The organism is uncultured Sphingomonas sp. (assembly GCF_913777625.1).
GTDB lineage: Bacteria > Pseudomonadota > Alphaproteobacteria > Sphingomonadales > Sphingomonadaceae > Sphingomonas.
Map to the genome: position 1 here is coordinate 1 of NZ_CAJYTI010000033.1, position 26,166 is coordinate 26,166.

The window sequence follows — 26,166 nt, forward strand, 5'->3', positions numbered from 1 at the left end:
CGCCGGTCAGCGGCCGCGCGGGCCTGAAGGTGGTCGACATCGGCAACTATATCGGCGCGGGTGACACCAACGGCATCGTCGTGGTGACCACGCTCCAGCCGATCGACGTCGAGTTCGCGATCCCGCAGCAGCAGGCGCCCGAGATCCAGAAGCGCATCGCCCAGGGCGCCCAGATCCCGGCGATCGCGCTCGACAGCACCCGCACCAAGACGCTCGACACCGGGACGTTCTCGACGCTCGACAACCGGGTGGACACCAGCACCGGCACGATCAAGGGCAAGGCCCGCTTCGCCAATGCGGGTTTCCAGCTCTACCCCAGCCAATTCGTCAATGTCCGCCTGACCATCGAGACGGTGGCCAAGGCGGTGACCGTGCCGCCGGCCGCGATCCAGTCCGGCCCGAACGGCCCCTTCGTCTGGCTGCTCAAGCCGGATCGCACCGTCACCGAGCGCAAGGTGAAGCTGGGCGTCGCGGTGGCCGACAAGACGCAGATCACCGACGGCCTCGCCATCGGTGACACGGTGGTGACCGACGGCGCCGACCGGCTGAACGAAGGCGCCAAGGTGGCCCTTCCCGGCGACGCTCCGCCGGCGCGGGACGGCCAGGGCGGCGGCCAGCGGCGGCACCGCAGCGGCGGCCAGGGCGGCTGATCGGTGGGCCCGTCGCGCATCTTCATCCTCCGCCCGGTCGCGACCGCGCTGTTCATGGTCGCGATCGTGCTGGCGGGGCTGGTCGGCTTCAACAGCCTGTCGCTCTCGGCGCTGCCCGAGGTGGACTATCCGACGATCCAGGTCAGCACCCTCTATCCGGGCGGCAGCCCGGAGGTGATGACGCAGACGGTCACCGCGCCGCTGGAGCGCCAGTTCGGCCAGATGCCGGGGCTCACCCGGATGGAATCGACCAGCTCGTCGGGCGCCTCTGTCATCACGCTGCAGTTCAACCTGTCGACCGGGCTCGACGTGGCCGAGCAGGAAGTGCAGGCGGCGATCAACGCCTCGCAGGCGCTGCTGCCGGCCGATCTGCCCGCGCCGCCGGTCTATGCCAAGGTGAACCCCGCCGATGCGCCGATCCTGACGCTGGCGATCACCTCGGACACGATGCCGCTGACGCAAGTCCAGTCGCTGGTCGATACCCGGCTGGCGCAGAAGATCAGCCAGATCACCGGCGTCGGCCTGGTCGGCCTCGCCGGCGGGCAGAAGCCGGCGATGCGGATCCGCGCCGATACCCAGAAGCTGTCCAGCTACGGCCTCAGCCTCGCCCAGATCCGCACCGCGATCGGCAACGCCAACGCCAATTCGGCCAAGGGCAGCTTCGATGGGCCCAACCGATCCTACCAGATCAACGCCAATGATCAGCTGGAGACGGTCGACGACTACAAGAAGCTGATCGTCAGCTACCAGAACAACGCGCCGGTGCGCCTGTCCGACGTGGCCGAGGTGGTGGAAGGCGCCGAAAACAGCAGGCTCGGCGCGCTCGCCAACGATACGCCGGCGATCATTCTCAACGTCCAGCGCCAGCCCGGCGCCAACGTCATCGCGACGACCGACGCGATCAAGCGCCAGCTGCCCGAGCTGCTGAAGAGCCTGCCCGCCGGGCTCCACGCCGAAGTGCTGGCCGATCGCACCACCGGCATCCGCGCCTCGGTGCACGATGTCGAGTTCGAGCTGGTGCTCGCGGTCGTCCTCGTCGTGCTGGTGATCTTCTTCTTCCTGCACTCCGGGCGGGCGACGCTGGTCGCGGGCCTCGCGGTGCCGATCAGCCTGATCGGCACCTTCGGGGTGATGTACCTCCTCAATTTCAGCCTAGACAATCTGTCGCTGATGGCGCTGACGATCGCGACGGGTTTCGTCGTCGACGACGCGATCGTGATGATCGAGAACATCCAGCGCCATATCGAGGACGGCATGGCGCCGTTCGAGGCGGCGCTGAAGGGCGCGGGCGAGATCGGCTTCACCATCATCTCGCTGACCGTCAGCCTGATCGCGGTGCTGATCCCGCTGCTGTTCATGGGCGACATCGTCGGCCGGCTTTTCCGCGAATTCGCGGTGACGCTGGCGGTGACGATCCTGATCTCCGCGGTCGTCTCGCTGACCCTGACGCCGATGCTGTCGGCGCGCTGGCTCAAGCGGCCGAACGAGGAGACGCCAAGCCGCGTCGCCGAGCGTTCGGCCGCGCTGTTCGGCTGGGTGGAGCGCCGCTACGAAACCGGCCTGGATTTCGTCCTGCGCCGCCGCTTCGCGACGCTGCTGGTCGCGATCGCGACGCTGGGGCTGACGGTGCTGCTCTATCTCGTCATCCCCAAGGGGCTGTTCCCCACCCAGGATACCGGCCAGCTCCAGGCGCGGATCGTCGCCACCAACGGCGTGTCGTACAACCATATGGCGACGCTGCAGGCGCAGGCGGCCCGCGCGATCCTTGCCGATCCGGACGTGGAGACGCTGTCCTCCTATGTCGGCGTCGACGGATCGAACAACGCCTCGCTCAACGTCGGCACGATGCTGATCAACCTCAAGGCATCGCACGGCAACCAGGGCGCGATCATGCGGCGGCTGGAGGATGCGGTGGACCGGATCGCCGGCATCACCCTCTATGTCCAGCCGACCCAGGACCTGACGATCGACGCCGAGAGCGGCCCGACCCAGTATCGCTTCTCGGTCGAGGGATCGAACACCGCCGACGTGAACGGCGAGGCGCAGCGGATCGCCGCGGCGCTGCGCCACGTGACCAAGGTCGCCAATGTCTCGACCGATGCCGGTGCGACCGGTGCCGCCGCCTATGTCGACATCGATCGCGACAGCGCGGCGCGGCTCAACATCACCGCCTCCAGCGTCGACGACATGCTCTATTCGGCGTTCGGCCAGCGCATCGTCTCGACCATCTTCACCGAGACCACCCAGTATCGCGTGATCCTGGAGGCGGTGCCGGGGCTCGCCACCGATCCGCAATCGCTGGGGCTGCTGCATCTGCCGTCGCAGGGCGGATCTACTCCGCTGGGCGCCGTGGCGACGATCCGCGAAGGGCGCTCGCCGCTCGCCGTCACCCATGTCGGCCAGTTTCCGGCCGCGACGGTCAACTTCGATACCGCCTCGGGTGTGTCGCTCGGCACCGCGACCAATGCGATCCGCGATACCATCGCGCAGCTGAAGCTCAAGCCCGGCGTGTCGGTGACCTTCCTCGGCGCGGCGGGGGCCTTCTCCGCCTCGCTCGGCAACCAGCTGGTGCTGATCCTCGCGGCGATCATCTGCGTCTATATCGTGCTCGGCGTGCTCTATGAGAGCTTCATCCACCCGGTGACGATCCTGTCGACGCTGCCCTCGGCGGCGGTGGGCGCGCTGTTCGCGCTCTGGGTGACCGGGCACAATCTCGACGTGATCGGCATCATCGGCATCGTGCTGCTGATCGGCATCGTGAAGAAGAACGCGATCATGATGATCGACTTCGCGATCGCCGCCGAGCGCGACGAGGGGCTCGCCCCCGCCGCCGCGATCCGCCAGGCGGCGATCCTGCGCTTCCGCCCGATCCTGATGACCACGCTGGCGGCGCTGTTCGCGGCGATCCCGCTGATGCTGGGCCTTGGCGAGGGCGCCGAGCTGCGCCGGCCGCTGGGCATCGCGATCTTCGGCGGCCTGCTGGTCAGCCAGCTGCTGACGATGTTCACCACCCCGATCGTCTATCTCTATTTCGATCGCGCGCAGCAGAAGTTCGCCAAGCATGGCTGGGGCACCCGCACCAGCCCGAACGTCACCCCGGAGGCGGGCGCTTGAACCTCTCCGCGCCCTTCATCCGGCGCCCGATCGGCACGATCCTGCTGACGATCGGGCTGGCGCTGGCGGGCATCGCGGCGTTTTTCGCGCTGCCGGTGGCGCCGCTGCCGGCGATCGACCTGCCGACGATCAGCGTCTCGGCCAACCTCTCCGGCGCCAGCCCCGAGGTGATGGCGCAGAGCATCGCGACGCCGCTGGAGCGCCGCCTGTCGTCGATCGCGGGCGTGACCGAGATGACCTCGTCCAGCTCGCTGGGCACGACGCGGATCACGCTCCAGTTCGACCTGTCGGTGAACATCGACGCCGCCGCCCGCGAGGTGCAGGCCGCGATCAACGCCGCCCGCGCCGATCTGCCCGCGACGCTCAAGCAGAACCCCACCTATCGCAAGGTCAATCCGGCCAACCAGCCGGTGATCACGCTGGCGCTGTGGTCCGATACCAAGACCGCGGGACAGATCTACGACGCGGTCTCGAACACCGTGCAGCAGCGCATGCTGCAGATCCAGGGCGTCGGCGATGTCGAACTGGGCGGCGGGTCGCTGCCGGCGGTGCGGGTGGACGTGAACCCGTATCGGCTGAACAGCTACGGCATTTCGATGGAAGACGTCCGCGCCGCGATCGAGGCGGCGGACGCCAATCGCCCCAAGGGCCTGCTCCAGAGCAGCGCCACCGGCCGCGCCTGGCAGATCTACACCAATGCCGCGGGCCGGGTGGCGGCCGACTATCGCCCGCTGGTCATCGCCTGGCGGAGCGGCGCGCCGGTGCGGCTCGGCGACATCGCCACCGTGAGCGACAGCGTGGCCGATCTGCGCACGCTCGGCCTCTACAACGGCAAGCGCGCGATCGTCGTCAACATCACCCAGCAGCCCGACGCGAACCTGATCAAGATGGTCGACGCGATCCGCGCCGAGCTGCCGACGCTGCGCGCCCAGATCCCCGCCGACATCCATCTCGACGTCGCGATGGACCGGACCAGCTCGATCCGCGCCTCGATCCGCGAGATCGAGATCACCGTGCTGGTCGCGCTGGTGCTGGTCGTCCTCGTCGTCTTCGCCTTCCTGCGCGACGTGCGCTCGACCTTCATCCCGGCGGTGGCGACGATCGTCTCGCTGCTCGGCACCTTCGGGGTGATGTACCTGCTGGGCTTCAGCCTCAACAACATCTCGCTGATGGCGATCACCGTCGCGACCGGCTTCGTCGTCGACGACGCGATCGTCGTGCTGGAGAATACCACACGCCATCTCGAACAGGGCATGGGCCGGTTCGAGGCGGCGCTGCGCGGCGCGCGCGAGGTGGGCTTCACCGTGCTGTCGATGTCGATCGGGTTGATCGCGGTGTTCATCCCGCTGCTGTTCATGGGTGGGTTGGTCGGGCGGCTGTTTCGCGAGTTCGCGGTCACCCTGTCGGCGGCCGTGATGATCAGCCTGGTGCTGTCGCTCACCACCACGCCGATGCTCTGCGCCTGGTTCCTGCGCGTGCCGAAGCACGATGCACCGCCGAAGCGTCCCGGCCGTTTCGCCCGCCTGCTGGAGGGCGGCTATGTCCGGCTCGAGCGCGGTTATGCCCGGGTGCTCGACTGGGCGCTGGCGATGAAGCCGCTGGTCGTGCTGCTCCTGATCGCGGTGATGGGGCTCACCGTCTACCTCTATGTCGTCGTGCCCAAGGGCTTCTTCCCGCAGCAGGAATCGCCGCTGATCTTCGCCGGGGTGCGCGCTGACCAGAGCGTCTCGTTCCTCTCGATGCAGGACAAGCTCACCCAGGTCGTCAATGTCATCAAGAAGGACCGGGCGGTGCAGAGCGTGGTCGGCTTCACCGGCGGCAGCCGCGGCGGCGGCGCGTTCATGCTGATCGCCCTGAAACCGATCGAAAAGCGCCCCGGCCAGCCGAGCACGGTGGTGATCCAGCGGCTGCAGCGCGCGCTCCAGCCTGTGGAGGGCATCCGGCTGTTCCTCTCGCCGGTGCAGGATCTGCGCGCCGGCGGCCGCTCGGGCAACGCCACCTATCAGTACACGCTGATGGCGGACAGCACCGCGAACCTGAAGGTCTGGGCGCAGAAGCTGAACGACGCGATGGCGAAGAGCCCGGTCTTCACCAATGTCGACAGCGATCTGGCCGAAAACGGCGTGGAGAGCTTCGTCACGATTGATCGCGATGCGGCGGCGCGAGTCGGCATCTCTTCGCGCGATGTCGACAATGCGCTGTACGATGCGTTCGGCCAGCGCAACGTCGCGACGATCTATGAGGACGTGAACCAGTATAGCGTGATCCTGGGCTGGGATCCGGCAGCGACCACCGGCCCGCACATGCTGCCGGACATCCGCATCCCCGCCCAGTCCGTGGCGACCGACAATCTGAGCAGCACCAGCGCCTCGGGCAGCGCGGTGAATGTCGTAGCACCGCCGACGACCACCACGACCGGAACCTCCGGCAGTGCGAGCACCGGCACCGCGACCACGAAGGCCGCGACCAGCGGCGCTGTCCCGTCCAACCCGGCGCTGCGCAACCCGTCGACGGGATCGGCGCTCAGCAACACCGCGCATGCGATGGTCCCGCTGCCGGCGATCTCCACCGTCCGCCAGGCGCCGACCGCGGCCAGCGTCAACCATCAGGGCACCGAGGTCGCGGCGACGATCTCGTTCGATCTCAAGCCCGGCAAGGCGCTGTCCGATGCCCGCGCGGCGATCGAGGCGGCGGAGGCGCAGATCGCGATGCCCAGCACCGTGCACGGCGCCTTTGCCGGCACCGCGCTCACCTATCAGCAGCAACAAGGATCGCAGCCGCTGCTGATTCTGGCGGCGCTGGTGGCAATCTATATCGTGCTCGGCATCCTCTACGAGAGCCTGATCCACCCGCTGACCGTTCTCTCCACGCTCCCGGCGGCGGGCACCGGCGCGGTGCTGGCGCTGATCGTCTGCGGGATGGAGTTCGACATCATCGCGCTGATCGGGCTGTTCCTGCTGCTCGGCATCGTCAAGAAGAACGCCATCCTGATCATCGACTTCGCGCTTGCCGCCCAGCGCGAGCGCGGGCTTTCCGCCGAGGATGCCGCGCGCGAGGCGAGCCTGCTGCGCTTTCGCCCGATCCTGATGACCACCATCGCGGCGGCACTCGGCGCGCTGCCGCTGGCGATCGGCTTCGGCGAGGGTGCCGAGCTGCGCCGCCCGCTGGGCGTCGCCATCGTCGGCGGGCTGATCGCCAGCCAGGTGCTGACGCTCATCACCACCCCTGTGATCTACGTCCTGCTCGATCGCCTGTCGCGCCGTCGCCGCCGGCGTTCCTCTCCCCAGCCCGTTCGCGAGTTCCCCGCATGACCACCCGCACCCGCCTTCGCCCGATCGCATCGCTGCTGGCGCTCAGCGCGCTGGCGGGCTGCTCGCTCGCACCGCCCTATCAGCGCCCCGAGGTCGCGACCGCGACGCCGGCCGCCTGGAAGACGGTGGACGGCTGGCGCCCCGCCAACCCCAATGACGGAGCGCTCCGCCCCGACTGGTGGACGAGCTTCGGCGACGCGACGCTCGACGACCTGATCGCCCGCGCCAACGCGCATAACCAGACGCTCGCCCAGGCGGCTGCCAATTGGCGCCAGGCCAGCGCCGCCACCCGCGAGGCGCGCGCCACCCTATTCCCCACGGTGAGCGCCACCGGATCGGTGACCCACACGCAGAGCGGCGCCTCGGTGCGCAACGCGACCGACAGCGGCACCGGCGCGACCGTGGTCAACGGCCAGAGCTCGGACAGCTACCGCGTCAACGTGCAGGCGAGCTGGCAGCCGGACCTGTTCGGCAGCGTCACCAACACGGTCCGCAACGCCCGCTACACCGAAGAGGCCCGGCTGGCGGACGTCGCCAATGCCCGGCTGGCGATCCAGGGCGAGCTGGTCACCGACTATCTCAGCCTGCGCGCAACCGACGCTACCATCGCCAGCCTCAGCGCGACGGTGGAGGCGTACAAGCGCTCGCTGGAGATCGCCTCCAACCAGTACAAGGCCGGCATCGTCGCCAAGACCGACGTGTTTCAGGCACAATCGCAGCTCGCCTCGGCCCAGTCGGACCTTGAAGGCCAAGCGCGAACGCGGGCGCAATATGAGGATGCGATCGCCGTGCTGATCGGCGAGAACCCAGCGGGTTTCCGCATTCCCTCGGCCGGAACCGCCTGGACGCCGGTGGTACCGGAGGCACCGGTGGCGGTGCCCTCTGCGCTGGTCGAGCGCCGGCCCGACATCGCCGCCGCCGAGCGCGCGGTCGCCGCCGCCAATGCGACGATCGGCATCAACCGCGCTGCCTTCTTCCCGACGGTGAGCCTCACCGGCAGCGGCGGCTTCTCCAGCGATGCATTGTCGAGCCTGTTCGACGCCGGCGCCACGCTCTGGTCGCTGGGCGCTTCGCTCACTCAGACACTGCTCGATTTCGGCGCGCGCGGCGCCCGGGTGGCGCAGTCGCGTGCGGCCTATGATGCGGCGGTGGCCAACTACCGGCAGGTGACGCTCACCGCCTTCCAGGGCGTGCAGGACAATCTGGTCGCGCAGGAAGTGCTCGCGCGGCAAGAGAAGTATCTCCGCACCGCGTCGATCGCAGCCGACCAGTCCGAGACGACGCTGCGCAACCAGTATCGCGCCGGCATCGTCGTCTATAGCAATGTCGTGAGCGCGCAGGCGACCGCGCTCAGCGCCCGTCGCGCGCTCATCCAGGCGCAGCTCGACCGGCAGACCGCCTATGTCGCGCTCGTGCAGGCACTGGGCGGCGGCTGGACGCTGGCCGATCTGGGCGACGAAGCGCGGCAGGCGGCTCAGGGCCAAGGCCGCTAGGCGCTTCCTCGCCAGCCGCTGCCCGAGCGTTCAGGCTCGCGCCCGTTCGATCGCCTCGAGCGACTTGCCTTCGTTGCGCGGTGCCCAGATCAACCCGATCAGGCCCGAAGCGACGAGGAAGCCGGTGAGGATCCAGGCCAGGGTGGTGAAGTCGTGCGCGGCGAGGCTCGGCACGGCGAGGCTCCAGATGCCGAGGCCGATGCGGACGATCGCGAAGGTCACCCCTTGTGCCGTCGAGCGGATCGCGGTGGGGAAGAGTTCGGCCGACCAGAGCTGGAAGAAGCTCTGTGCGCCGAAGCCGCCCGCCACACCCATGATCACGATGTGCAGGATCACGATCTCCAGCCGGAAGCCGAAGATCGCCAGCAGCGCCATGCCGAGCACGTGCAGCGCTGCGGAGATGCCGAATAGCAGCCGCTGGTTCACCCGGTCCGACAGCGTCATGAAGATGGTGAGAATCGAGACCATGCCGATCAGGAAATAGCTCGCCGGCAGCATCGTCGCGGTCCATTCGGGCAAGTGGTTCTGCGCGATCAGATAGGGCGTGAAGAAGCCGTTATAGCCCGCCCACAGGTTCCACAGCCCGTACATGCCGGCGAGGAAGGCGATGGCGCCGAGATAGCGGGGCGCGAACAGCGTGCGCCAGTCGATGGTCGCGGCACCTGCGCGGCGAGCGGCCTGGACGTCCTCCCAGCGTTCCGATTCCTCCATGCGCGAGCGGAGGAAGGTGAGGGCGACCGCCAGAACGGCGAGATGGGCGAACAGCCAGCGGACACCGGCGATGCCGAAGGGGCGAAGGAGATAGGCGGCAACCAGCACCGCGACCGGCCCCAGATACCAGAGCAGTTGCGCCACCCCGGAATGCGCGCCTCGCCGCGTATCCGGCGCCTGCTCGGCGATCAGCGACCAGGAGGCGGGAATGTCGGCGCCGACTGCGAGGCCGACGAGCACGAAGCCGAGCACGATCATCCACGGTGCGCTGGCAAAGACCAGCCAGAGCATGCCGAAGGCGTAGAACAGCATGTCGTACTGGTAGATCTTCTTCCGGCCGAAGCGGTCGCACAATATGCCGCCGAGCAGCGCGCCGACGCCCGCCGAGATCGCATTGGCGCTGAACGCGCCGATCAGCCCGATAAAGCCCTCCGACAGACCGAACTGCGCTTTCCACAGTGCCAGCGCAACCGACCCCGACACGATCGAGCCGGCGTCGATATAATTGGCCAGCCCTGCCAGGATCGAGTTACGCCACGATCCCTGTCCCCCCGTTGCCGCCATGGCCTTCCTCTCCGATCCTGGTGTTCATCGTCGTTCGCCGCGCGGTGCCGGCCCGAAATCAAAGCGATAGCGTCCTGTCGCCAGATCGCGACATGCAAGCACATCGTCCTGTACCGCGAGGTGCTGGATGCCCCGTGCGCTCGCCATCCGCGCGGCCCGAAGTCCGGGGACCGGCAGCGCCATGACCAGATCGGCGCGAGCGTTGGGCGGCACCGTCAGCGTCAACACCGGCTGGGCGGCGCGGCGCCATGCGACCTCGACCGGTCCGCGGATCGTCGGCATCCGCGCCTGGAACCGGGGCAGTCGGCCCGGCTGCGGTGCGATGCGCAGCCGCCGGGCGCCCGGCTCGATGATCGTCACCCCGGCGAGGCGGCTGGCGATCAGATTGAGCGGCGCAGTGCCCCAGGCATGGCTGAAGGTAGTGTTCGGCTTGAGCATGGGGTTCCATGCTTCCATCACGATCGTCGCGTGCCAGCGATCGAGCATGGCCAGCCAGCTCTGGTCGCCGCGCGCGGTCATCAGCGCCAGAGCCGCGTCCGGCTGACCGCCGCGATACAGCGCCTCGAGCAGGAACTGCGCGCCATAGACGCTCATCCGCATGTCCTGCCGGGCGAGCAGCGCGGCGCCGGCGCGAGCGGTGTCGTCGGGTGCCACGCCCAGCGCGATGGCGAAGGCAGTAGCGTGTTGCGAACAATGTTCGGTGCCGAGCCCGTCCCGATAGAGGCCGGCGGGCGTGCGGAGCTGCGCGTTGATCGCCGCGCGCATCCGCGCTGCCCGTGCCGCCAGGTCGCGCGCATCCGGTACGCGACCGATGGCGACAGCGATCGACGTCAGCGCATCGAGGGCGGCGACCTGCCAGGCGTTGATCACGGTGTTTACGGCACCAAACACGAAGCCGTCGCGATTGGCGATCGGCCAGTCGACCAGGTCGCCCCAGGGCTTGCTCGACTGGCCCGGATCTTTCTCGACCAGTCCCTCGGCGTTGATCCGGTCGAGCAACTGCGCCGCGACCATCGCTTCGAAGCGGGTGCGTAGCAGCCGGTCGTCGCCGGTCGCGAGATAGTCGCGCCAGGCGAGGATCGGCGGCATCAGCCGGTATTCGGTGGGCCAGGTGGGGCGGTCGATCAGCCAGTCGATCGACTGGCGGGCCAGCGCATAGGAGCGCTGCACCGCCAGCTCGGAAAGCTGGTTGACCACGGCATCGCCCTCATAGGGACCGCGCTCGCGGGTGGGAGTGTCCTGGTAGAGATCGAGCCGGGTGGCGCGGATCGAATAGGCGCAGAAATCATGGACGCGGTTCAGGTCGGGATCGGAACTGGCGAAGTGCGCCTCCTCCGCGTTCCAGGGCTGGCCCAGCCGCAGTGCCGTCACCTGCAGGTCGAGATGCGGCGGCCCCTCGATCTCCACCCAGCGAAAGGCGCGGTAGCCCCAATGCGCAAGCGTCTGGGCACCGGCGCGCAGCGTCCAGTGCTCGCGATAGGTCTGGCCGCAGCGCAGCTGGTCGCGGACGCTACCGTCGGGGTTGCGCTCCTCGCCAAGGCTGATGCGGAGCCGTTCGCCGCCCTTCGCCCGGGTGGCGAGCGACAGGCCGCCGACCAGCTCGCGGCCGAAGTCGATCCGCCAGAGGCTGCCGTCGCGCGTGAGGCTCGCCGGCTTCTCGGTGGTGACGACGAGCGGACCGACCCGCTCGGGCACCAGCGGCGGCAGCGGCGGGCGGGGCAGGGCGGCAGACCAGCCGCCCTCGTCATAGCCGGCGTCGCACCAGCCGACCGGCTCCTGGCGCGCATCGATCGCCTCCAGCGGGGCGACATAATAGCCGCCGCCGGTCGTGCCCACGGACGGGCGCCAGGCGCTGCCGTCGCGCGCCTTCCAGTCGGGTCCGCTCGCGATCACGCGGCGGCTGCCATCGGCGTGGAGCAGTACCAGTTCGGCCTGGAACGCATGATCTTCGGTGGTGAAGCACAGCGCGGCGATGGCGTTCGGCCCGGCACGCAACGCGTCGGTCACGTCGGCCCCAAGATAGTATGCGTGGCTTCCCGGCTGCGACGACCGCGACGGGCCGACGCCGACCAGCCGTCCGTTCACCCACGCGCGGAACACATATTGCCGGATCGGCTCGGGCGAGGACGCGGTGATCCGCAACCATGCAAGTACCGGCTGGTGCTCCAGCACAAAGCCGTGGCGGAGCAGCGCCCAGTCGGCGGGCGTGTCCGGCCTATCCGCACGGGGCGCCCAGATCGACTGGGCCTGCCAGCGCGCCGGGGCGGCGAGCAGCAGCTGTGGCGCGGACCAGCCCGAGCGGCGACCCCGCTGGTCCTCGACCTGCACGCGCCACAGGCAGGCGTCATCGGGTTGAAGCATCCCCCGCGCCGCGGCGGGCAGTTCGACCCCGGTGCTGCGATCGCTGGCCACCCATCCGCCGTCCCACAGCGTCGGCGTACCCCCCGCAGCCCGCACCAGCTGCAGCCGATAGCCGCGCTGCTCGCTCGCCGGTACGATCCACGCGAGCCGGGCGTCGTCCTCGACCACCGCTGGCCCCGCCAGCAGGTTGCACAGCAGCCCGTGCGGTGCATCGGCCTCGGGCGCGGCCGCCCAGCTCGGCGGGGCGAGCCCCGCCAGCGCGGCGGCGGTGCCCTGGCCGAGCAGGTGGCGACGCGTGACGTGCGGCATCGGCTCCTTTCCCGTGGCCCTTAGAAGGTGCCGTGCAGGCTCAGCGTGAAGGTGCGACCGTCATAATCCGCCTGGCGCGGAATGTCCGGCGTCACCTGATACTGGATGCGCTTGGCGTTGGTCAGGTTGTACAGGTCGAGCGAGATCGAATAGCGATCGGTGAAGTTGAACGAGGTGGAGGCATCGAGCTGGCCGCGCGCCGCCACCAGGCTCTGGCCGCCGGTGAAGGTCGATCCGCCGGTCAGCACATATTCGTCGCGCCAGCTATAGGTCGCCCGCAGGCCGAAGCGCTTGGTCTCGTAATAGCCGATCAGGTTGATGTTGTTCTTCGAAACCCCCGGCAGCACGGCGGCGGTCCCGTCCGGGTTCTTGCCCGAGATGTCGGTGTAGGAATAGTTGAACTGGCCGCCTAGGTTCTTCAGCATGCCCGGCAGGAAATCGAAATTCTGCTGCACGCTGAATTCCAGGCCCTTCACCGTGATCGGATTGGGCTGGTTGTAGTTGCCCGAGGCGGTGATGATCGCTGGCTGGCCGTTGACGAGCAGGTTGCTGTAGCAGGTGGTGCCGATCAGGGTGAGCTGGCCGAGCCCGAAAGCGGAGGCGTCGGCAGGGCACAATTTGTTGAGGCGGCTCTCCGGCCCGATCAGGTTGGTGATGCGCTTGCGGTACAGCGCCAGCGCGAACACGCCGCCGGGGCGGTTGTACCATTCGAGCGACAGGTCCTGCGCAGTCGCCGAATAGGGCTTCAGGTCGAAGCCGCCATAGGAGATCGCATAGCCGCTCGAATTGGCGCTGACCGCGGTGGCCGGCGTCAGGTTGCGCGGCTGGGGCCGGACGAACGCCTCGTAATAGGCGGCGCGCAGGACCAGCTTGCTGGTCAGGTCCGCCGCCACGACCACCGAGGGCAGCGCATTGTGATAGTTCTGGCGGAACTGCTGCGGCACATAGGTGATCGCGCCGCCCGCGCCGATCTGGCGGTTCTGCGTGTCGATGCGCTGGCGCGTCTCTTCATAATGGAGCCCGGCATTGCCGTGCACCGGAATGCCCGCCAGCGTGAAGCCGAACTTCACCTGGCCATAGGCCGACCAGATGTCGTTGGCGACGGTGAAGTTGTAGAGCGAATAGGAGGCGTTGGTCGGATCGTTGATCCAGCCGGTGGGCGTCACCACGTCGCCTGCCGCAGCGGTGACCGGCTGGAGTGCTGCGACCGCCTTGTCGAAATCGACCTGCGGCCAGTTGGTCAGCACCCCGCCCACCGACCCGCCGAAGAAGGTGCCGGCATAGGGGTTGGCGCCGAGGAAGCTGCTGTTGATGTTCTGGGTCTGGATGCCCTTGGCGCTGGTGCGATAGCCGCGCGAGATGTACCGGTCCTGCTCGTAGCGGCCGCCTGCGTTGATCGACTTGAGGAACGGCAGATCGAGCGTCCGCTCGACATCGAACTGGCCCGCACCGACCTTGTTGAGCCCGTAACCGGACGACCCGGCGACGACGAGCTGATCGCCATTGGCGGCGATCTGGGTCGGCTGATTGCCGGCGCTCCACGACCAGGGACCGGCGGGCACGATCAGCGCCGGGTTGCGATCGATCGTCAGCTTGTAGCCGTTGATGTTCGAGCCGCCCGAGGCGAAGCTGCCGTTGATCCCGTTGCCGGTCGCGGTCGGCAGGTTGCGGACGTCGATCTGGGTCTGCAGGCCGTTATTCTCGCCGCGCGACTTCACCACGGTGCCGGTCAGGTGCCAGTCGTCGTTCTGCCAGTCGGCCGCGCCGATCACGTCCCATGCCTGTTCGAGCAGCGGCTCGGAGCGGATCGAATCGTTCACCTGGCCATTGGCGTAGCTGTAGTTCTGGACATAGGCGTTGCCGTCGGCGAGCAGCTTGGGCGTATCCGTCGGCGCAATCACCGTGCGGGCGCCGCGCAGGTCGACCTCGATCAGGTTGGTCAGGTTCTTCGACAGGTTGCGGCGCGTGTAGAAGCCGTTGAGCGACAGGCGCAGTTGGTCGTCGGCCTTCCACTCGGCGCCGCCCGCCGTGGTCCATAGCGTGCCCTCGTTATACTTCACCGCCTGGCGCTGGTCGGAGGCATAGCGTACGCCGGTAGTGCCCTTGGTACCGGTGCCGCTGGCGGCGCAGACCTTGCCCGAGGGGCAGCTGCCATTGGCCGCGAAGGGCGCGTAATAATCGGCATATTGCGCGAAATTGGGCGTGGTCGTCGCGTTCAGCGGTGAATAGGCGTTGAGGTAGATCGAATCGCGCCGGAACTTTTCCTTCTTGAACGCGACGACGCCGAACACCGCGAAATTGTCTGACAGGTGCTTGTTGTAGCCAAGGGTGAAGGCGGGCGAGGCGTATTTGCCGAGCGTATTGTACTCGCCGGCCAGCTTGGCGAAGCCGCCGTCGGTGCGCGACAGGGCCGGGGCGATGCGCAGGTCGACGATGCCCGAGAGCCCGCCCGCCTGATCGCCCGCCGCCGGCGTCTTGATCACCGTGATCGCGGAGAAGACGTCGGCATTGAATGCGCCGAGCGGGGTCGATCCGTCGAGCAGCGGATCGGCATAGGCCTGGCCGTTGATCGTGTAGCGGACATAGGTGCCCGGCAGGCCGCGCAGGTTGATCGTCGCGTCGCGCGACGCGGCCTCGCGGTTGATCTGGACGCCGGGGACACGCTGGAGCGCCTCGCCCACATTGAGATCGGGAAAGCGGCCGAGACTGTCGGCGGAGATGCTGTCGGTAACGCCTTCGGCCTGGCGCTTCATCTTCAGTGCATCGGCATAGGATTTGCGGAAGCCGGTGACGACGATTTCATCGTTGGCCTGCGATGCGTCGGCTTGCGGATCGGCCGCTGCCTGGGCGTGCACCTGCTGCGCGCCGCACAGCATCGCCAGCCCGAGCGCGATGCTCGAAACCCCACCACGCACACTCCGTCCACGGTATTGCATAGCCCGATCCTCCCCAAGCCGCGCCTTTGCCAGGCGTCGGCAGATATAGCGGCGTTTCCTGGGCCCCAGTTCGAAGCTGGTCAGGCCAACCCGCCGCGCAGACTGTACCTATTGTCGGACAACTCGTCCATACCAATTTACGGGCATAGTTCCCGTATGATGGGAAATCGAAGCAGCGTAGACCGAGGCTACCTCAGCAAGCAGTGCTATCACGCGGGACAACGACGCTTTTCCAAGCGGCGTTGTCCCTTTCCAATTCGTTCGTACTCAACACGTCCGGCCAGACAAACGCGCGGCGCCGCGCCGCTCAACCGAGGCGCATGCTGAGTTCCACTTCCTCCCCGAACGCAAGCGACAGATAACCGCCGCCGGTGCGGACCCGCGCCTGATAGTCCGGGCAGTAATCGACATTGTCGGCGAGGATCAGCGCCCCGGCCCGAAGCCGCGGCTCCAGAAGCGTCAGCACGTCGCCATAGAGCGCCTTGGCGCCGTCGAGCAGCACCAGGTCGATCGTCTCCGGCAGATCGGTGGCGAGGGTCTGCAGCGCGTCGCCATCGCGGAACTCGACCAGATCGGCCAGGCCCGCTTCGACAAGGTTGGCGCGCGCCTGTTCGATCTTTGGGCGCTCGAATTCGGTGGTGATCAGCCGGCCGCCGCCATTGTCGCGGAGCGCTGCTGCCAGATGGATCGTGGACAGGCCGAACGAGGTCCCGAACTCGACGACCGATCGCGCACCGATCGCGCGAGCGAGCAAGTAGAGCAGCCGACCCGTGGCGGGGGACACGGGCAGAGCGAAGTCAGCGAGCGCGGCATATACCGCGCGATAGTCGTCCTTGCTGCGCAGCAGCCGATCGCCTTCCTCGGCAGAGAGCGCGGCAAACGCCGGGCTGCTGTGCGGCGACGGCTGGGCTGCGGACGCGGCGAACAGGCGATCGATCAGCGGCGCCACAGGCGCCGCAGTGAGCGTGGTCATTCTCTTCTCCTTGGGTCGAGCGGTTGTTGCTCGCCGCCGAAAATATGAGTACTTCGTCAGCTTTCCTATTCGCATTGGCGCCCATGCCTTCCAGCCCGCCCGCTTCCGCCGCCGTCGTCTCGCGCAAACAGCCGCGTCAGGCCCGGTCGAACGCGCTTCTTGCCGCCGTGCTCGAGGCGGCTGTTCAGGTTTTGGCGGAGCAGGGCGCGCGGCGATTCACGACCGCGCGAGTCGCCGAACGGGCCGGGGTCAGCGTCGGCTCGCTGTACCAATATTTCCCGAACAAGGCGGCGATCCTGTTCCGCCTGCAGCACGACGAATGGCGCCGCACGAGCGCGCTGCTCGCGGCGATCCTCGACGAGGAATCGGCGGACCCGCTGGTGCGGTTGCGGCGCCTTGTCCACGCCTTCCTCGCCAGCGAATGCGAGGAGGCGGCGGTGCGCGGTGCGTTGAACGACGCTGCGCCGCTCTACCGCGATGCACCCGAGGCGATTGCGGCGCGACAGGCGGCCGCCGCCATTTTCGATCGCTTCGTGGCGGCGGCGGCACCGTCAGCATCGCCGGACCGGCAGGCGCTCGCGGCGGACCTGATCCGTACGACGCTGCGGCACGTCGGCAGCGCCTACTCGGAAGTGCCGCGCACGCCCGCCGAGATCGCAATCTACGCGGACGCGCTTGCCGACATGTTGTGCGCCTATCTGGAGCGATTAATGGCGGACGGGCCCTTGCGACTGTAGGACGGGCGTGACGCAGTGTCGGCAGGTCAGAGCCGCAGGTCGGTGCGGGCGAGGTCGACCAGCTCGCCGGGGCGCCCGTCGAGCACCGCGCCAAATCACACTTCCATATGTGGCCGGCGGGTTGCTCGGCGGGACGCGATCGCTCAGATCTGGGTCAGGCCTCCATCGACGAACAGCTCGATCCCGTTGACGAAGCTTGCATCCTCCGAGGCGAGGAACCGCACCGCCCTGGCCACTTCCTCGGGGCGCCCGATGCGGCCGGCCGGGATCTGGGTTGCGAGATAGTCCTTGATGCCTGCCGCCTGGGTGCCGCCGCCGAACACGTCGGTGAGCCCCGCGGTGTCGATCGGCCCCGGGCTGACGGCGTTGACGCGGATGCGCCGGTCCTTGAGGTCGAGGATCCAGTTGCGCGCGAAGTTGCGCACCGCCGCCTTGCTCGCGGCGTAGACGCTGAACGCGGGGGTTCCGGATGCACCGGCGTTCGAACTCATCAGGATGATCGACGCACCATCCTTGAGCAGCGGCAGCGCCTTCTGCACGGTGAAGAGCACGCCCTTCACATTGGTGTCGAACGTCTGCTGATAGTGGTCCTCGGTGATCGCGCCGAGCGGGAGCATCGTGCCGCCGCCGGCATTGGCCACCAGGATGTCGATCTGCGCGTGCCGCTGTTGCACCGCGTCGTACAGCCGGTCGATCTCGCCGAGGCGGGACATGTCGGCGCGAATGCCGGTGACGTTGTTCCCGATCGCCTCCACCGCGGCGTCGAGCGCGTCCTGGCGGCGGCCGGTGATGAATACCGCGGCGCCTTCGTCCGCGAATGCCTTGGCGGTGGCGAGGCCGATACCGCTGGTGCCGCCGGTAACGACGACCACCTTGTTGCTGAAACCTGTTGCCATGTCCTGTCTCCTGCGAAGCGTGCGGCGACGTGCCGCTGCGCCAATGCAAGTACGAACAGGACGTAGATGCTTGTAGCAGGCGATTTCAGCACCTAGCGTTCCATTGGAGGAACGATGATGCGGACGGACCTGAACGACCTTGCCTATTTTGCCGAGGTGGTGGCGCATGGCGGCTTCGCGGCCGCCGCCCGCGCGCTGCGGGAGCCGAAGTCGAAGCTCAGCCGGCGGGTCGCGGGTCTCGAGGCGCGGCTGGGCCTGCGGCTGATCGAGCGCTCGAGCCGGCGCTTTCGCGTGACCGATACCGGGCAGGCCTTTTACGAGCGGTGCCGCGCGATGCTGGCCGAAGCCGAACAGGCCGAAGCGCTGGTGCTGCAGGCGCAGGCGGAGCCGCATGGCCGCATCCGGTTCAGTTGCCCCACCGGCATGATCGCGCCGGTTTCTGGCCTGATCCCGTCCTTCCTGGCGCGCTATCCGCGGGTGCGCCTTCAGCTCCTTGCGACCGACCGCGCGGTCGACCTGATCGAGGAACGTTGCGATCTGGCGCTACGGGTGCGTGTCGACCTGAGCAGCGACGCCGAACTGACCGTGCGGACGCTGGGGCAGTCCACGCGCATTCTGGTGGCGGCCCCGGCACTCGCGCATCAGGTCGCGACGGTTGCGCAGCTCGCGACCGTGCCGACGCTGTCGACGAACGACGACCATGATCTGGTGGATTGGCATCTCGAAACCGAGGACGGGCGAAAGCAGAGGGTCCGGATCGCGCCGCGGCTTGGGTGCACTGCCATGGAGCAGGTGCTGGCGGCGGCGGTGGCGGGACTTGGCGTCGCGTTGCTGCCGGATCGGGTCTGCCGGCCCGAGCTCAGCGCGGGCCGGCTCGTCCGGGTGCTGCCGGACTGGCACGGCCAGCGTGGAACCGTGCATCTCGTGTTCACCACGCGACGCGGACTCTCCCCTGCCGTCCGCGCCCTGATCGATCACCTTGCCGAACATTTCGGGCGGGCGATCACGGTTTCGCCGTCCGAAGGTCAGACCGTTTCCTCGGGCCAGTAAAGCCGCATCGGATTGGCGACGAGCAGCTGGTGCTGCAGTTTGGCGGTGGGGGCGATGCGGGGGATCATGTCGACCAGCGCACCGTCGTCGGGGATCGCGTCCTGCATGTTCGGGTGCGGCCAGTCGGTGCCCCACAGCACGCGGTCCGGATAGTCGGCGACCAGCGGTGCGACGGCGGCCGCGAAATCGTCCCAGGGCGGGCCCTTGGTGTCGAGCCGGTCGGGGCAGGTGACCTTGGTCCAGATGTCGTCGCGGCTGTCGAGCAGCGCGCGAAAGGCCTGCAGGTCGGGACCGTGCGGCCCCTGCGCCACGTCCGGCCGGCCCATATGGTCGATCACCAGCAGCGTGGGGATGGCATCGAGGAAGGGGCGGAGTTCGGCCAGGATGTCCGCCTCGAAATAGACCACCACATGCCAGCCGAGCGGCTGGATGCGGCGGGCGATCTCCAGGAACTTGTCCTTGGGCGCGTCGTCGACCAGCCGCTTGAGGAAGTTGAACCGCACGCCGCGCATGCCGCCTGCGTGCAACGCTTCCAGTTCGGCATCGCCGATCGCGGGATCCACCACCGCGACACCGCGCGCGCGGCCGTTCGACTTGGCGATGGCGTTCAGCGTCGCTGCGTTGTCGGTGCCGTGGCAGCTCGCCTGGACGATGACGTTGCGCGAAAAGCCGAGTCGGTCGCGAAGTGCGAACAGCATGTCGGGCCCGGCATCCTCGGGCAGATACTTGGCCTTGGCGCTGAACGGAAACTCGGCCATCGGCCCGAACACATGGCAATGCGCATCGACCGCGCCGGGCGGCGGGGTGAAGCGCGGCACGCTGGGATCGGCGTGCCAGCTGGTGATGCGGCTCATGCGAAAACCTCTCCGTCCATCAGCTTGCGCGCGGTGCGCAGCATCGCTGCGCTGGTGACCGCGCCGCCTTCATCGAGTTCCATCACGCAGGTCGTCTCGCCGGTGGGGTGCTCGACCGACAGGGTCTTGCGCCGTCCTTCCGGAATCACCGCGACCTCGGCGGCGGGGGAGCCGGGGAGCAGGCAGGCGGTGGCGACGCTCACCGCGCCGAGCACGCCGATCGAGGCATGGGCCCGATGGGGAATGAAGCTGCGCACCGTCACCGCGCCGCCGTTCTTCGGTGGGGCGACCAGCATCATCTTCGGCACCGATTTCTCGCGCACGTCGCCCAGGTTCATCCGCGCGCCGACGGCCAGGCGGATGGCCTCGATCCGGGTCTTGAGCGCGGTATCGGCGTCGAGCGTGTCGCGATCCTCATAGCCGGTGACGCCGACGTCCTCGGCCTTCAGCACCACGCACGGCATGCCGTTGTCGATCAGCGTGACCGGCACGCCCTCGACCACGTCCACTGCATTGCCGCTGGGCAGCAGCGCGCCGCAGGAGGAGCCGGCCGTCTCGCGAAACTCGAGCGGGATGGGGGCTGCGGTGCCGGGCACGCCGTCGATCCGGGCATCGCCGGCATAGGTGACGCGGGCCCCTGGCGTCTGCACCAGGATCTCGGCGCGCTGGCCGGTGTTGACCAGATAGACGCGGACGCGGGTCTCGCCGTCTTCCGCCGCCACCAGCCCTCGCTCGATCGCGAAGGGGCCGATGCCGGCGAGGATGTTGCCGCAATTCTGCGCGTCCGAGACGATCGCCTGATCGACGAACACCTGGAGGAACAGATAGTCGACATCCGCGCCGTCGCGGGTGGATTTGCTGACCACGGCGACCTTGCTGGTCAGCGGATCGGCGCCGCCCATGCCGTCGATCTGGCGCGGATCGGGGGAGCCCATGATCCGCAGCAGGAAGGCGTCACGGGCCGCGGTGTCGGCGGGCAGGTCCTCGGCAAGGAAGAACGCGCCCTTGGAGGTGCCCCCGCGCATCCACATCACGCGGGTGGAGGCGGGCTCAGACATATTTCAGCCCCATCTCTTCGAGGCGCGGGCGCATGTTGTAGATATCGAGCCCGAGTTCGCCCGCGGCCAACCGCTTGCGCTTTGCCTCTTCCAGCGCCTCCCGCGCCTGGGCCTTTTCGAGCACCGCTGCCGCCTGCGCCCGGGGAACGACGCAGACGCCGTCGTCGTCCGCCACGATCACGTCGCCCGCGTTCACCAGCGCGTTGGCGCACACGATCGGCACATTGACCGATCCGAGCGTCGCCTTGATCGTGCCCTGCGCGTGCACCGCCTTGGACCAGACCGGAAAGCCCATCGCGGTCAGGTCGCGCACGTCGCGCACGCCGGCATCGATGATCAGGCCGCGACAACCGCGCGCCTGGGCCGAGGTGGCGAGCAGGTCGCCGAAATAGCCGTCGGTGCAGGGGCTGGTGGGGGCGAGCACGAGGATGTCACCCTCGCGCAGCTGCTCGATGGCGACATGGACCATCCAGTTGTCGCCCGGCGGCGCGGAGATGGTGACGGCGCTGCCCGCGATCCGTGCGCCGGCATAGATCGGCCGCAGGTGAGGCGCGAGCAGCCCGGTGCGGCCCTGCGCCTCGTGAACGGTCGCAACGCCGGCATGGGCGAGACCGTCGATCACCGCAGGATCGGCACGTTCGATATTCTGGACGACGATGCCCGACATGGCAGCTCCTCTGTCTTTTGCCGGTGGAGGTGCGCGCGTCGGCACGAGCGAGCCAATCGGAAGGATGGCAGGGCCATTAGATTTTGCTAATCGTTCCGCATGGACGTCGCCCAGCTCAATATCCGCCACCTCGCCGCGATGGCGGCAGCCGTGCGGCTGGGCAGCGTCAGCCGCGCGGCGGAGGCTGTGCACCTCACCCAGCCAGCGGCAACGCAGGGCATCGCCAAGCTGGAAGCGCAGCTCGGCCTCGCGCTCTTCGAGCGTCGCCCCGGCGGTATGGTGCCGACCGAGGCCGCGCAGCGGCTGGTGCCGCGCGTCGAGGCGGCACTGCGGCTGATCGGCAGCAGCCGCGTGACGGCGGCACAGCTCCGCGCCTTTGTCGCGCTGGCGCAGCAGGGCAGCTATCCGGCGGCGGCGAAAGGGGCAGGGGTGACGGTCTCGTCGCTGCATCGCGCGGTCGGCGATCTGGGGCTCGCACTGGGACAGCGGCTGGTCGACCGCCGGGGGCGGGGGCTCGTCCTGACCCATCACGGCGTGCAGGTGGCCCGGCGACTGCGGCTGGCGCTGGCCGAATTGCGGGCCGGCGTGGAGGATCTGGGCGAGCTGCTCGGCCGTAGCTCGGGCCGGATCTCGGTAGGCGCGATGCCGCTGTGCCGGGCACGGCTATTGCCCCGCGCGATCAACGCCTTCCGGCGCGAACATGCGGGGATCGACATCCTGATTCACGAAGGCGCCCACGGCGAACTCGTAGGGCCACTCCGCGACGGTGAGATCGACCTGATGATCGGCGCATTGCGCGATCCCGAGACGCTGGGCCCCGATCTGGTCCAAGCGCCTTTGTTCGACGATCGGCCGACGATCATCGGCCGCGCCGGGCACCCGCTGTTGAAGGAGCCGAACCGGCTGGCCGCGCTCCACCGCTACGGGTGGATCGTGCCCTCGGAGGGCACGCCCCTGCGCACCCTGTGGCGAAACCTCTTCGCCGCGATCGGCGGGCCGCTGCCGCCGGTGCCGATCGAATGCGGGTCGGTGATGACGATCCGCGAGCTGCTCCAGGCGGGCGACGAACTTACCCTGTTGTCGGTCGACCAGCTGGCGGTGGAGCTGGCGGCCGGGATGCTGGTCGATCTCGGCCCGGCCCCTGGAGCGGTCACCCGCACGATCGGGGTCACGCACCGCGCCGACTGGCGGCCGACCCGCGCCCAGGCAGACTTCCTCGCGCTGCTGCATGCCTCGGCGACAGCGCTCTATACGTAAAAACTTATAGCGAGCGGGCGGATTCGATTGGCCGCCCGTGCGGGGCTCCGCCATGCCCGCTGCCATGCAAGACAGGATTGCCCTGATCGGCTTTGGAGAGGCGGGTTCTACCTTTGCCCGCGCCGGCGGCTGGGAAGCCGATGCGCGGGTGTTCGATCGCAAGACGGACACCGCCGGTGTCTCGGCGATGCGCGAACGCTATGCCGATGCCGGGGTCGAGGGTGCCGCGACGCTCGCCGAGGCTGTGGCGGGCTGTCCGCTGGTGCTCTCGCTCGTCACCGCCGACCAGGCGCTCGCCGTGGCGCAGGCCGCCGCGCCGCACCTTGCGCCGGGCGCGCTCTATTGCGACGGCAACAGCGTCGCGCCGCAGACCAAGCAGGTCGCCGCACGGGCGGTGGAGGCGGCGGGCGCACATTATGTCGATTGCGCCATCCTCGCGCCCGTCGATCCGGCCCGTCTTGCCGTACCGCTACTGCTGAGCGGGGCGCAGGCAGAGGCGGCGGCAGGTGCGCTTGCCCGGCTCGGCTTCCAGAATATCAGCGCCGTCGGCGACGCGGTGGGTCGTGCCTCGTCGATCAAGATGATCCGTTCGGTGATGGTGAAGGGCATCGAGGCGCTGACCGCCGAATGCCTGCTCGCGGCCGAGGCGGCGGGCGTGCGTGACGCGGTGCTCGCCTCGCTCGACGCCAGCGAACGGCCGCGGCCCTGGGAGGTACGCGCCGACTATAATTTCGACCGCATGCTGATCCACGGGCTGCGCCGCGCCGCCGAGATGGAGGAAGTGGTCAAGACGCTGGAGGCGCTGGGCACCGGCGCTGCCATGACCCGCGGCACGGTCGAGCGCCAGCGCGCGATCGGCACGCTTGGGCTCGGCACCCCGCCCGAGGGGCTTGGCCCCAAGCTCGCCGCGATCGAGGAGAGGATGCAATCCCAATGACGATGATCATCGACTGCCACGGCCATTATACCGTGCTGCCCAAGGCGCATGACGCCTGGCGCGAGGCGCAGAAGGCCGCGTTCAAGGCCGGTACCTGCCCGCCGCCCTATCCGGACATCACCGACGACGAGATCCGCGAGACGATCGAGGCCAACCAGCTGCGCCTGATCAAGGAGCGCGGCGCCGACCTGACGATCTTCTCGCCGCGCGCTTCGGCGATGGCGCCGCATGTCGGTGACGAGAAAGTGGCGCAGGAATGGGCGCGGCGCTGCAACGACCTGATCGGGCGCGTGGTCGACCTGTTCCCCGAGACGTTCGTCGGCGTGTGCATGCTGCCGCAGAGCCCCAAGGCGGACATGGCAGGTTCGATCGAGGAGCTGGAGCGCTGCGTCACCGAGCTCGGCTTCATCGGCTGCAACCTCAACCCCGATCCCGGCGGCGGCCACTTCACCCATCCGCCGCTGACCGACCGCTATTGGTATCCCTTCTACGAGAAGATGGTCGAGCTGGACGTGCCGGCGATGATCCACGTCTCGGGCAGCTGCAACCCGGCGATGCACGCGACCGGCGGCTATTACATCGCCGCGGACACGATCGCCTTCATGCAGCTGCTCGAAGGCGACCTGTTCAAGGATTTCCCGACGCTGCGGTTCATCATCCCGCATGGCGGCGGCGCGGTGCCCTATCACTGGGGGCGCTATCGCGGCCTGGCGGACATGCTCAAGAAGCCGTCGCTCGACGAGCATCTGATGCACAACATCTTCTTCGACACCTGCGTCTACCACCAGCCGGGCATCAACCTGCTGGCGGACGTGATCGACACGAAGAACATCCTGTTCGGGTCCGAGATGGTCGGCGCGGTGCGCGGCATCGATCCCACCACCGGCCAGTATTTCGACGATACCAAGCGCTATGTCGATGCGCTGAACCTGCCCGAGGCGGAGCGTCACGCGATCTTCGAAGGCAATGCCCGCCGCGTCTTCCCGCTGCTCGACGCTCGGCTGAAGGCGCGCGGACTGTGAGCGGGCCCCGCGACATCCACGCCTATCTGGCGGAATTCGAGGATATCCCCGGTACCCGCGTCTATACCGCATCGCGCGCGCGGCAGGGCTATTGGATGAACCAGTTCGCGATGAGCCTGATGCAGGCCGAGAACCGCGAACGCTTCAAGGCCGACGAGCGCGCCTATCTCGACGCATGGCCGCTCAGCGAAGAGCAGAAGCAGGCGCTGCTCGACCGCGACTATAATCGCTGCCTCGATCTGGGCGGCAACATCTATTTCCTCGCCAAGCTCTTCTCCACCGACGGGCTCAGCTTCCTGCAGGCGGTGGGCACGATGACGGGGATGAGCCCGCAGGACTATCAGGCGATGATGGTCGCCGGCGGCCGCAGCCCGCAGGGCGTCCGCTCGATCCGGGAGAAGCGTTGATGGCACGGATTACCGCGGGCGTCGCAACCAGCCACGTCCCCGCCGTGGGCGCGGCGATCGATCTCGGCAAGACCGCCGAGCCCTATTGGCAGCCGGTGTTCGCCGGTTATGACTGGTCCAAGCAGTGGATCGCCGGGGAGAAGCCCGATGTCGTGATCTTGGTCTATAACGACCATGCCTCGGCCTTCGACATGCGGATCATCCCCACCTTCGCGATCGGCTGCGCCGAGCGCTACGGCATCTGCGACGAGGGCTGGGGGCCGCGGCCCGTACCGGACGTGATCGGTCACCCCGATCTCGCCTGGCACATCGCGCAGAGCTGCATCCTCGACGAGTTCGACCTGACCATCGTCAACGAGATGCAGGTCGATCACGGCCTCACCGTGCCGATGAGCCTGATGTTCGGCCAGCCCGAGGCTTGGCCCGTCAAGGTGGTGCCGCTGGCGGTGAACGTCGTCACCTATCCGCCGCCCTCGGGCAATCGCTGCTGGCTGCTCGGCGAGGCGATCGCGCGCGCGGTGGAAAGCTTCCCCGAGGATCTGAACGTGCAGGTGTGGGGCACCGGGGGCATGAGCCACCAGCTCCAGGGGCCGCGCGCCGGGCTGATCAACGCCGAATGGGACAATCGCTTCCTCGATCTGATGAGCGGCCCCAATGGCGACGCACTGCGCGCGATCCCGCATATCGAATATCTGCGCGAGACAGGCTCCGAAGGGATCGAGATGGTGATGTGGCTGATCATGCGCGGCGCGCTGGGGCGCGACGTGCGGGCGCTGCACCGTCATTATCACGTGCCTGCTTCCAACACTGCGGTGGGGCATCTCGTGCTCGAACCCGTCCGCTGATCCAAGAGTTACAG

At 68.2% G+C, this 26,166-nt stretch carries 19 protein-coding genes; 11 read left to right on the forward strand and 8 right to left on the reverse strand.

What is annotated here, in order from left to right:
• The 4 genes from QZ814_RS15845 to QZ814_RS15860 all read left to right on the forward strand — a co-directional run.
• On the forward strand, nt 1-650 hold a 650-nt coding region (locus QZ814_RS15845; RefSeq protein WP_294334177.1), incomplete at its 5' end, for an efflux RND transporter periplasmic adaptor subunit.
• Between the two features lie 3 nt (nt 651-653).
• Nucleotides 654-3,764, forward strand: coding sequence for an efflux RND transporter permease subunit (locus tag QZ814_RS15850; protein WP_294334179.1), 3,111 nt, complete (start codon nt 654-656; stop codon nt 3,762-3,764).
• The gene (locus QZ814_RS15855; RefSeq protein WP_294334180.1) at nt 3,761-7,075 is read left to right on the forward strand and encodes an efflux RND transporter permease subunit; all 3,315 of its coding nucleotides are present in this window, start codon (nt 3,761-3,763) and stop codon (nt 7,073-7,075) included. Before QZ814_RS15850 ends, QZ814_RS15855 begins: the two co-directional genes overlap by 4 nt.
• A complete protein-coding gene (locus tag QZ814_RS15860) occupies nt 7,072-8,568 on the forward strand; it encodes an efflux transporter outer membrane subunit (protein ID WP_294334182.1) in 1,497 nt (498 codons plus the stop codon). Before QZ814_RS15855 ends, QZ814_RS15860 begins: the two co-directional genes overlap by 4 nt.
• Before the next feature lie 30 nt (nt 8,569-8,598).
• On the opposite strand, the gene QZ814_RS15865 is transcribed toward QZ814_RS15860, so the two are convergent.
• The 4 genes from QZ814_RS15865 to QZ814_RS15880 form a co-directional block, all read right to left on the reverse strand.
• A complete protein-coding gene (locus tag QZ814_RS15865) occupies nt 8,599-9,843 on the reverse strand; it encodes an MFS transporter (RefSeq protein WP_294334184.1) in 1,245 nt (414 codons plus the stop codon).
• A 24-nt stretch (nt 9,844-9,867) separates the two neighbouring features.
• Nucleotides 9,868-12,513, reverse strand: coding sequence for a family 78 glycoside hydrolase catalytic domain (locus tag QZ814_RS15870; RefSeq protein WP_294334186.1), 2,646 nt, complete (start codon nt 12,511-12,513; stop codon nt 9,868-9,870).
• 20 nt (nt 12,514-12,533) lie between these two features.
• Nucleotides 12,534-15,428 (reverse strand): TonB-dependent receptor, encoded by a 2,895-nt coding sequence (locus QZ814_RS15875; RefSeq protein ID WP_294334189.1) that lies wholly within the window; start codon nt 15,426-15,428, stop codon nt 12,534-12,536.
• 328 nt (nt 15,429-15,756) lie between these two features.
• Nucleotides 15,757-16,422, reverse strand: coding sequence for a class I SAM-dependent methyltransferase (locus QZ814_RS15880; RefSeq protein WP_294334191.1), 666 nt, complete (start codon nt 16,420-16,422; stop codon nt 15,757-15,759).
• A gap of 26 nt (nt 16,423-16,448) precedes the next feature.
• Between QZ814_RS15880 and QZ814_RS15885 the strand changes: the two genes are divergently transcribed.
• Nucleotides 16,449-17,159, forward strand: coding sequence for a TetR family transcriptional regulator (locus QZ814_RS15885; protein ID WP_294334193.1), 711 nt, complete (start codon nt 16,449-16,451; stop codon nt 17,157-17,159).
• 143 nt (nt 17,160-17,302) lie between these two features.
• On the opposite strand, the gene QZ814_RS15890 is transcribed toward QZ814_RS15885, so the two are convergent.
• Nucleotides 17,303-18,055: an SDR family oxidoreductase gene (locus QZ814_RS15890; protein WP_294334195.1), complete on the reverse strand. Its 753-nt coding sequence runs from the start codon at nt 18,053-18,055 to the stop codon at nt 17,303-17,305.
• Between the two features lie 114 nt (nt 18,056-18,169).
• Between QZ814_RS15890 and QZ814_RS15895 the strand changes: the two genes are divergently transcribed.
• A complete protein-coding gene (locus QZ814_RS15895) occupies nt 18,170-19,105 on the forward strand; it encodes a LysR substrate-binding domain-containing protein (protein WP_294334197.1) in 936 nt (311 codons plus the stop codon).
• Here QZ814_RS15895 and QZ814_RS15900 read toward each other — a convergent pair.
• From QZ814_RS15900 to ligK, 3 genes are read right to left on the reverse strand one after another with little or no spacing between them, the layout of a single operon-like run.
• A complete protein-coding gene (locus QZ814_RS15900) occupies nt 19,081-19,959 on the reverse strand; it encodes an amidohydrolase family protein (protein ID WP_294334198.1) in 879 nt (292 codons plus the stop codon). The genes QZ814_RS15895 and QZ814_RS15900 overlap by 25 nt on opposite strands.
• Nucleotides 19,956-21,017 carry a 4-oxalomesaconate tautomerase gene (locus tag QZ814_RS15905; RefSeq protein WP_294334199.1) on the reverse strand — a complete coding sequence of 354 codons (1,062 nt, stop codon included), beginning with the start codon at nt 21,015-21,017 and terminating at the stop codon, nt 19,956-19,958. Before QZ814_RS15905 ends, QZ814_RS15900 begins: the two co-directional genes overlap by 4 nt.
• On the reverse strand, nt 21,010-21,684 hold the full coding sequence (gene ligK, locus QZ814_RS15910; protein WP_294334201.1) for a 4-carboxy-4-hydroxy-2-oxoadipate aldolase/oxaloacetate decarboxylase: 675 nt from the start codon (nt 21,682-21,684) through the stop codon (nt 21,010-21,012). The genes QZ814_RS15905 and ligK overlap by 8 nt, the downstream gene beginning before the upstream one ends.
• A 99-nt stretch (nt 21,685-21,783) precedes the next feature.
• Between ligK and QZ814_RS15915 the strand changes: the two genes are divergently transcribed.
• The 5 genes from QZ814_RS15915 to QZ814_RS15935 all read left to right on the forward strand — a co-directional run bounded on the left by QZ814_RS15915 (nt 21,784) and on the right by QZ814_RS15935 (nt 26,152).
• The gene (locus QZ814_RS15915; RefSeq protein WP_294334202.1) at nt 21,784-22,941 is read left to right on the forward strand and encodes a LysR substrate-binding domain-containing protein; all 1,158 of its coding nucleotides are present in this window, start codon (nt 21,784-21,786) and stop codon (nt 22,939-22,941) included.
• A 64-nt stretch (nt 22,942-23,005) separates the two neighbouring features.
• The gene (locus QZ814_RS15920; RefSeq protein WP_294334204.1) at nt 23,006-23,878 is read left to right on the forward strand and encodes an NAD(P)-dependent oxidoreductase; all 873 of its coding nucleotides are present in this window, start codon (nt 23,006-23,008) and stop codon (nt 23,876-23,878) included.
• Nucleotides 23,875-24,900, forward strand: a complete 1,026-nt coding sequence (locus QZ814_RS15925; protein ID WP_294334206.1) for an amidohydrolase family protein — start codon at nt 23,875-23,877, stop codon at nt 24,898-24,900. The genes QZ814_RS15920 and QZ814_RS15925 overlap by 4 nt, the downstream gene beginning before the upstream one ends.
• Nucleotides 24,897-25,307 (forward strand): protocatechuate 4,5-dioxygenase subunit alpha, encoded by a 411-nt coding sequence (ligA, locus tag QZ814_RS15930; RefSeq protein ID WP_294334208.1) that lies wholly within the window; start codon nt 24,897-24,899, stop codon nt 25,305-25,307. Before QZ814_RS15925 ends, ligA begins: the two co-directional genes overlap by 4 nt.
• On the forward strand, nt 25,307-26,152 hold the full coding sequence (locus QZ814_RS15935) for a class III extradiol dioxygenase subunit beta (protein WP_294334210.1): 846 nt from the start codon (nt 25,307-25,309) through the stop codon (nt 26,150-26,152). The genes ligA and QZ814_RS15935 overlap by 1 nt, the downstream gene beginning before the upstream one ends.
• Nucleotides 26,153-26,166 lie beyond the last annotated feature (14 nt).

What these genes read in the sequence shown, in the direction of transcription:
- QZ814_RS15880 (WP_294334191.1), bottom strand. Translation starts at nt 16,422, where the DNA reads ATGACCACGCTCACTGCGGCGCCTGTGGCGCCGCTGATCGATCGCCTG.
- QZ814_RS15860 (WP_294334182.1), top strand. Translation starts at nt 7,072, where the DNA reads ATGACCACCCGCACCCGCCTTCGCCCGATCGCATCGCTGCTGGCGCTC.
- QZ814_RS15935 (WP_294334210.1), top strand. Translation starts at nt 25,307, where the DNA reads ATGGCACGGATTACCGCGGGCGTCGCAACCAGCCACGTCCCCGCCGTG.
- ligK (WP_294334201.1), bottom strand. Translation starts at nt 21,684, where the DNA reads ATGTCGGGCATCGTCGTCCAGAATATCGAACGTGCCGATCCTGCGGTG.
- QZ814_RS15870 (WP_294334186.1), bottom strand. Translation starts at nt 12,513, where the DNA reads ATGCCGCACGTCACGCGTCGCCACCTGCTCGGCCAGGGCACCGCCGCC.
- QZ814_RS15895 (WP_294334197.1), top strand. Translation starts at nt 18,170, where the DNA reads ATGATGCGGACGGACCTGAACGACCTTGCCTATTTTGCCGAGGTGGTG.
- QZ814_RS15890 (WP_294334195.1), bottom strand. Translation starts at nt 18,055, where the DNA reads ATGGCAACAGGTTTCAGCAACAAGGTGGTCGTCGTTACCGGCGGCACC.
- QZ814_RS15865 (WP_294334184.1), bottom strand. Translation starts at nt 9,843, where the DNA reads ATGGCGGCAACGGGGGGACAGGGATCGTGGCGTAACTCGATCCTGGCA.
- QZ814_RS15925 (WP_294334206.1), top strand. Translation starts at nt 23,875, where the DNA reads ATGACGATGATCATCGACTGCCACGGCCATTATACCGTGCTGCCCAAG.
- QZ814_RS15900 (WP_294334198.1), bottom strand. Translation starts at nt 19,959, where the DNA reads ATGAGCCGCATCACCAGCTGGCACGCCGATCCCAGCGTGCCGCGCTTC.
- QZ814_RS15905 (WP_294334199.1), bottom strand. Translation starts at nt 21,017, where the DNA reads ATGTCTGAGCCCGCCTCCACCCGCGTGATGTGGATGCGCGGGGGCACC.
- QZ814_RS15920 (WP_294334204.1), top strand. Translation starts at nt 23,006, where the DNA reads ATGCAAGACAGGATTGCCCTGATCGGCTTTGGAGAGGCGGGTTCTACC.
- QZ814_RS15915 (WP_294334202.1), top strand. Translation starts at nt 21,784, where the DNA reads ATGGACGTCGCCCAGCTCAATATCCGCCACCTCGCCGCGATGGCGGCA.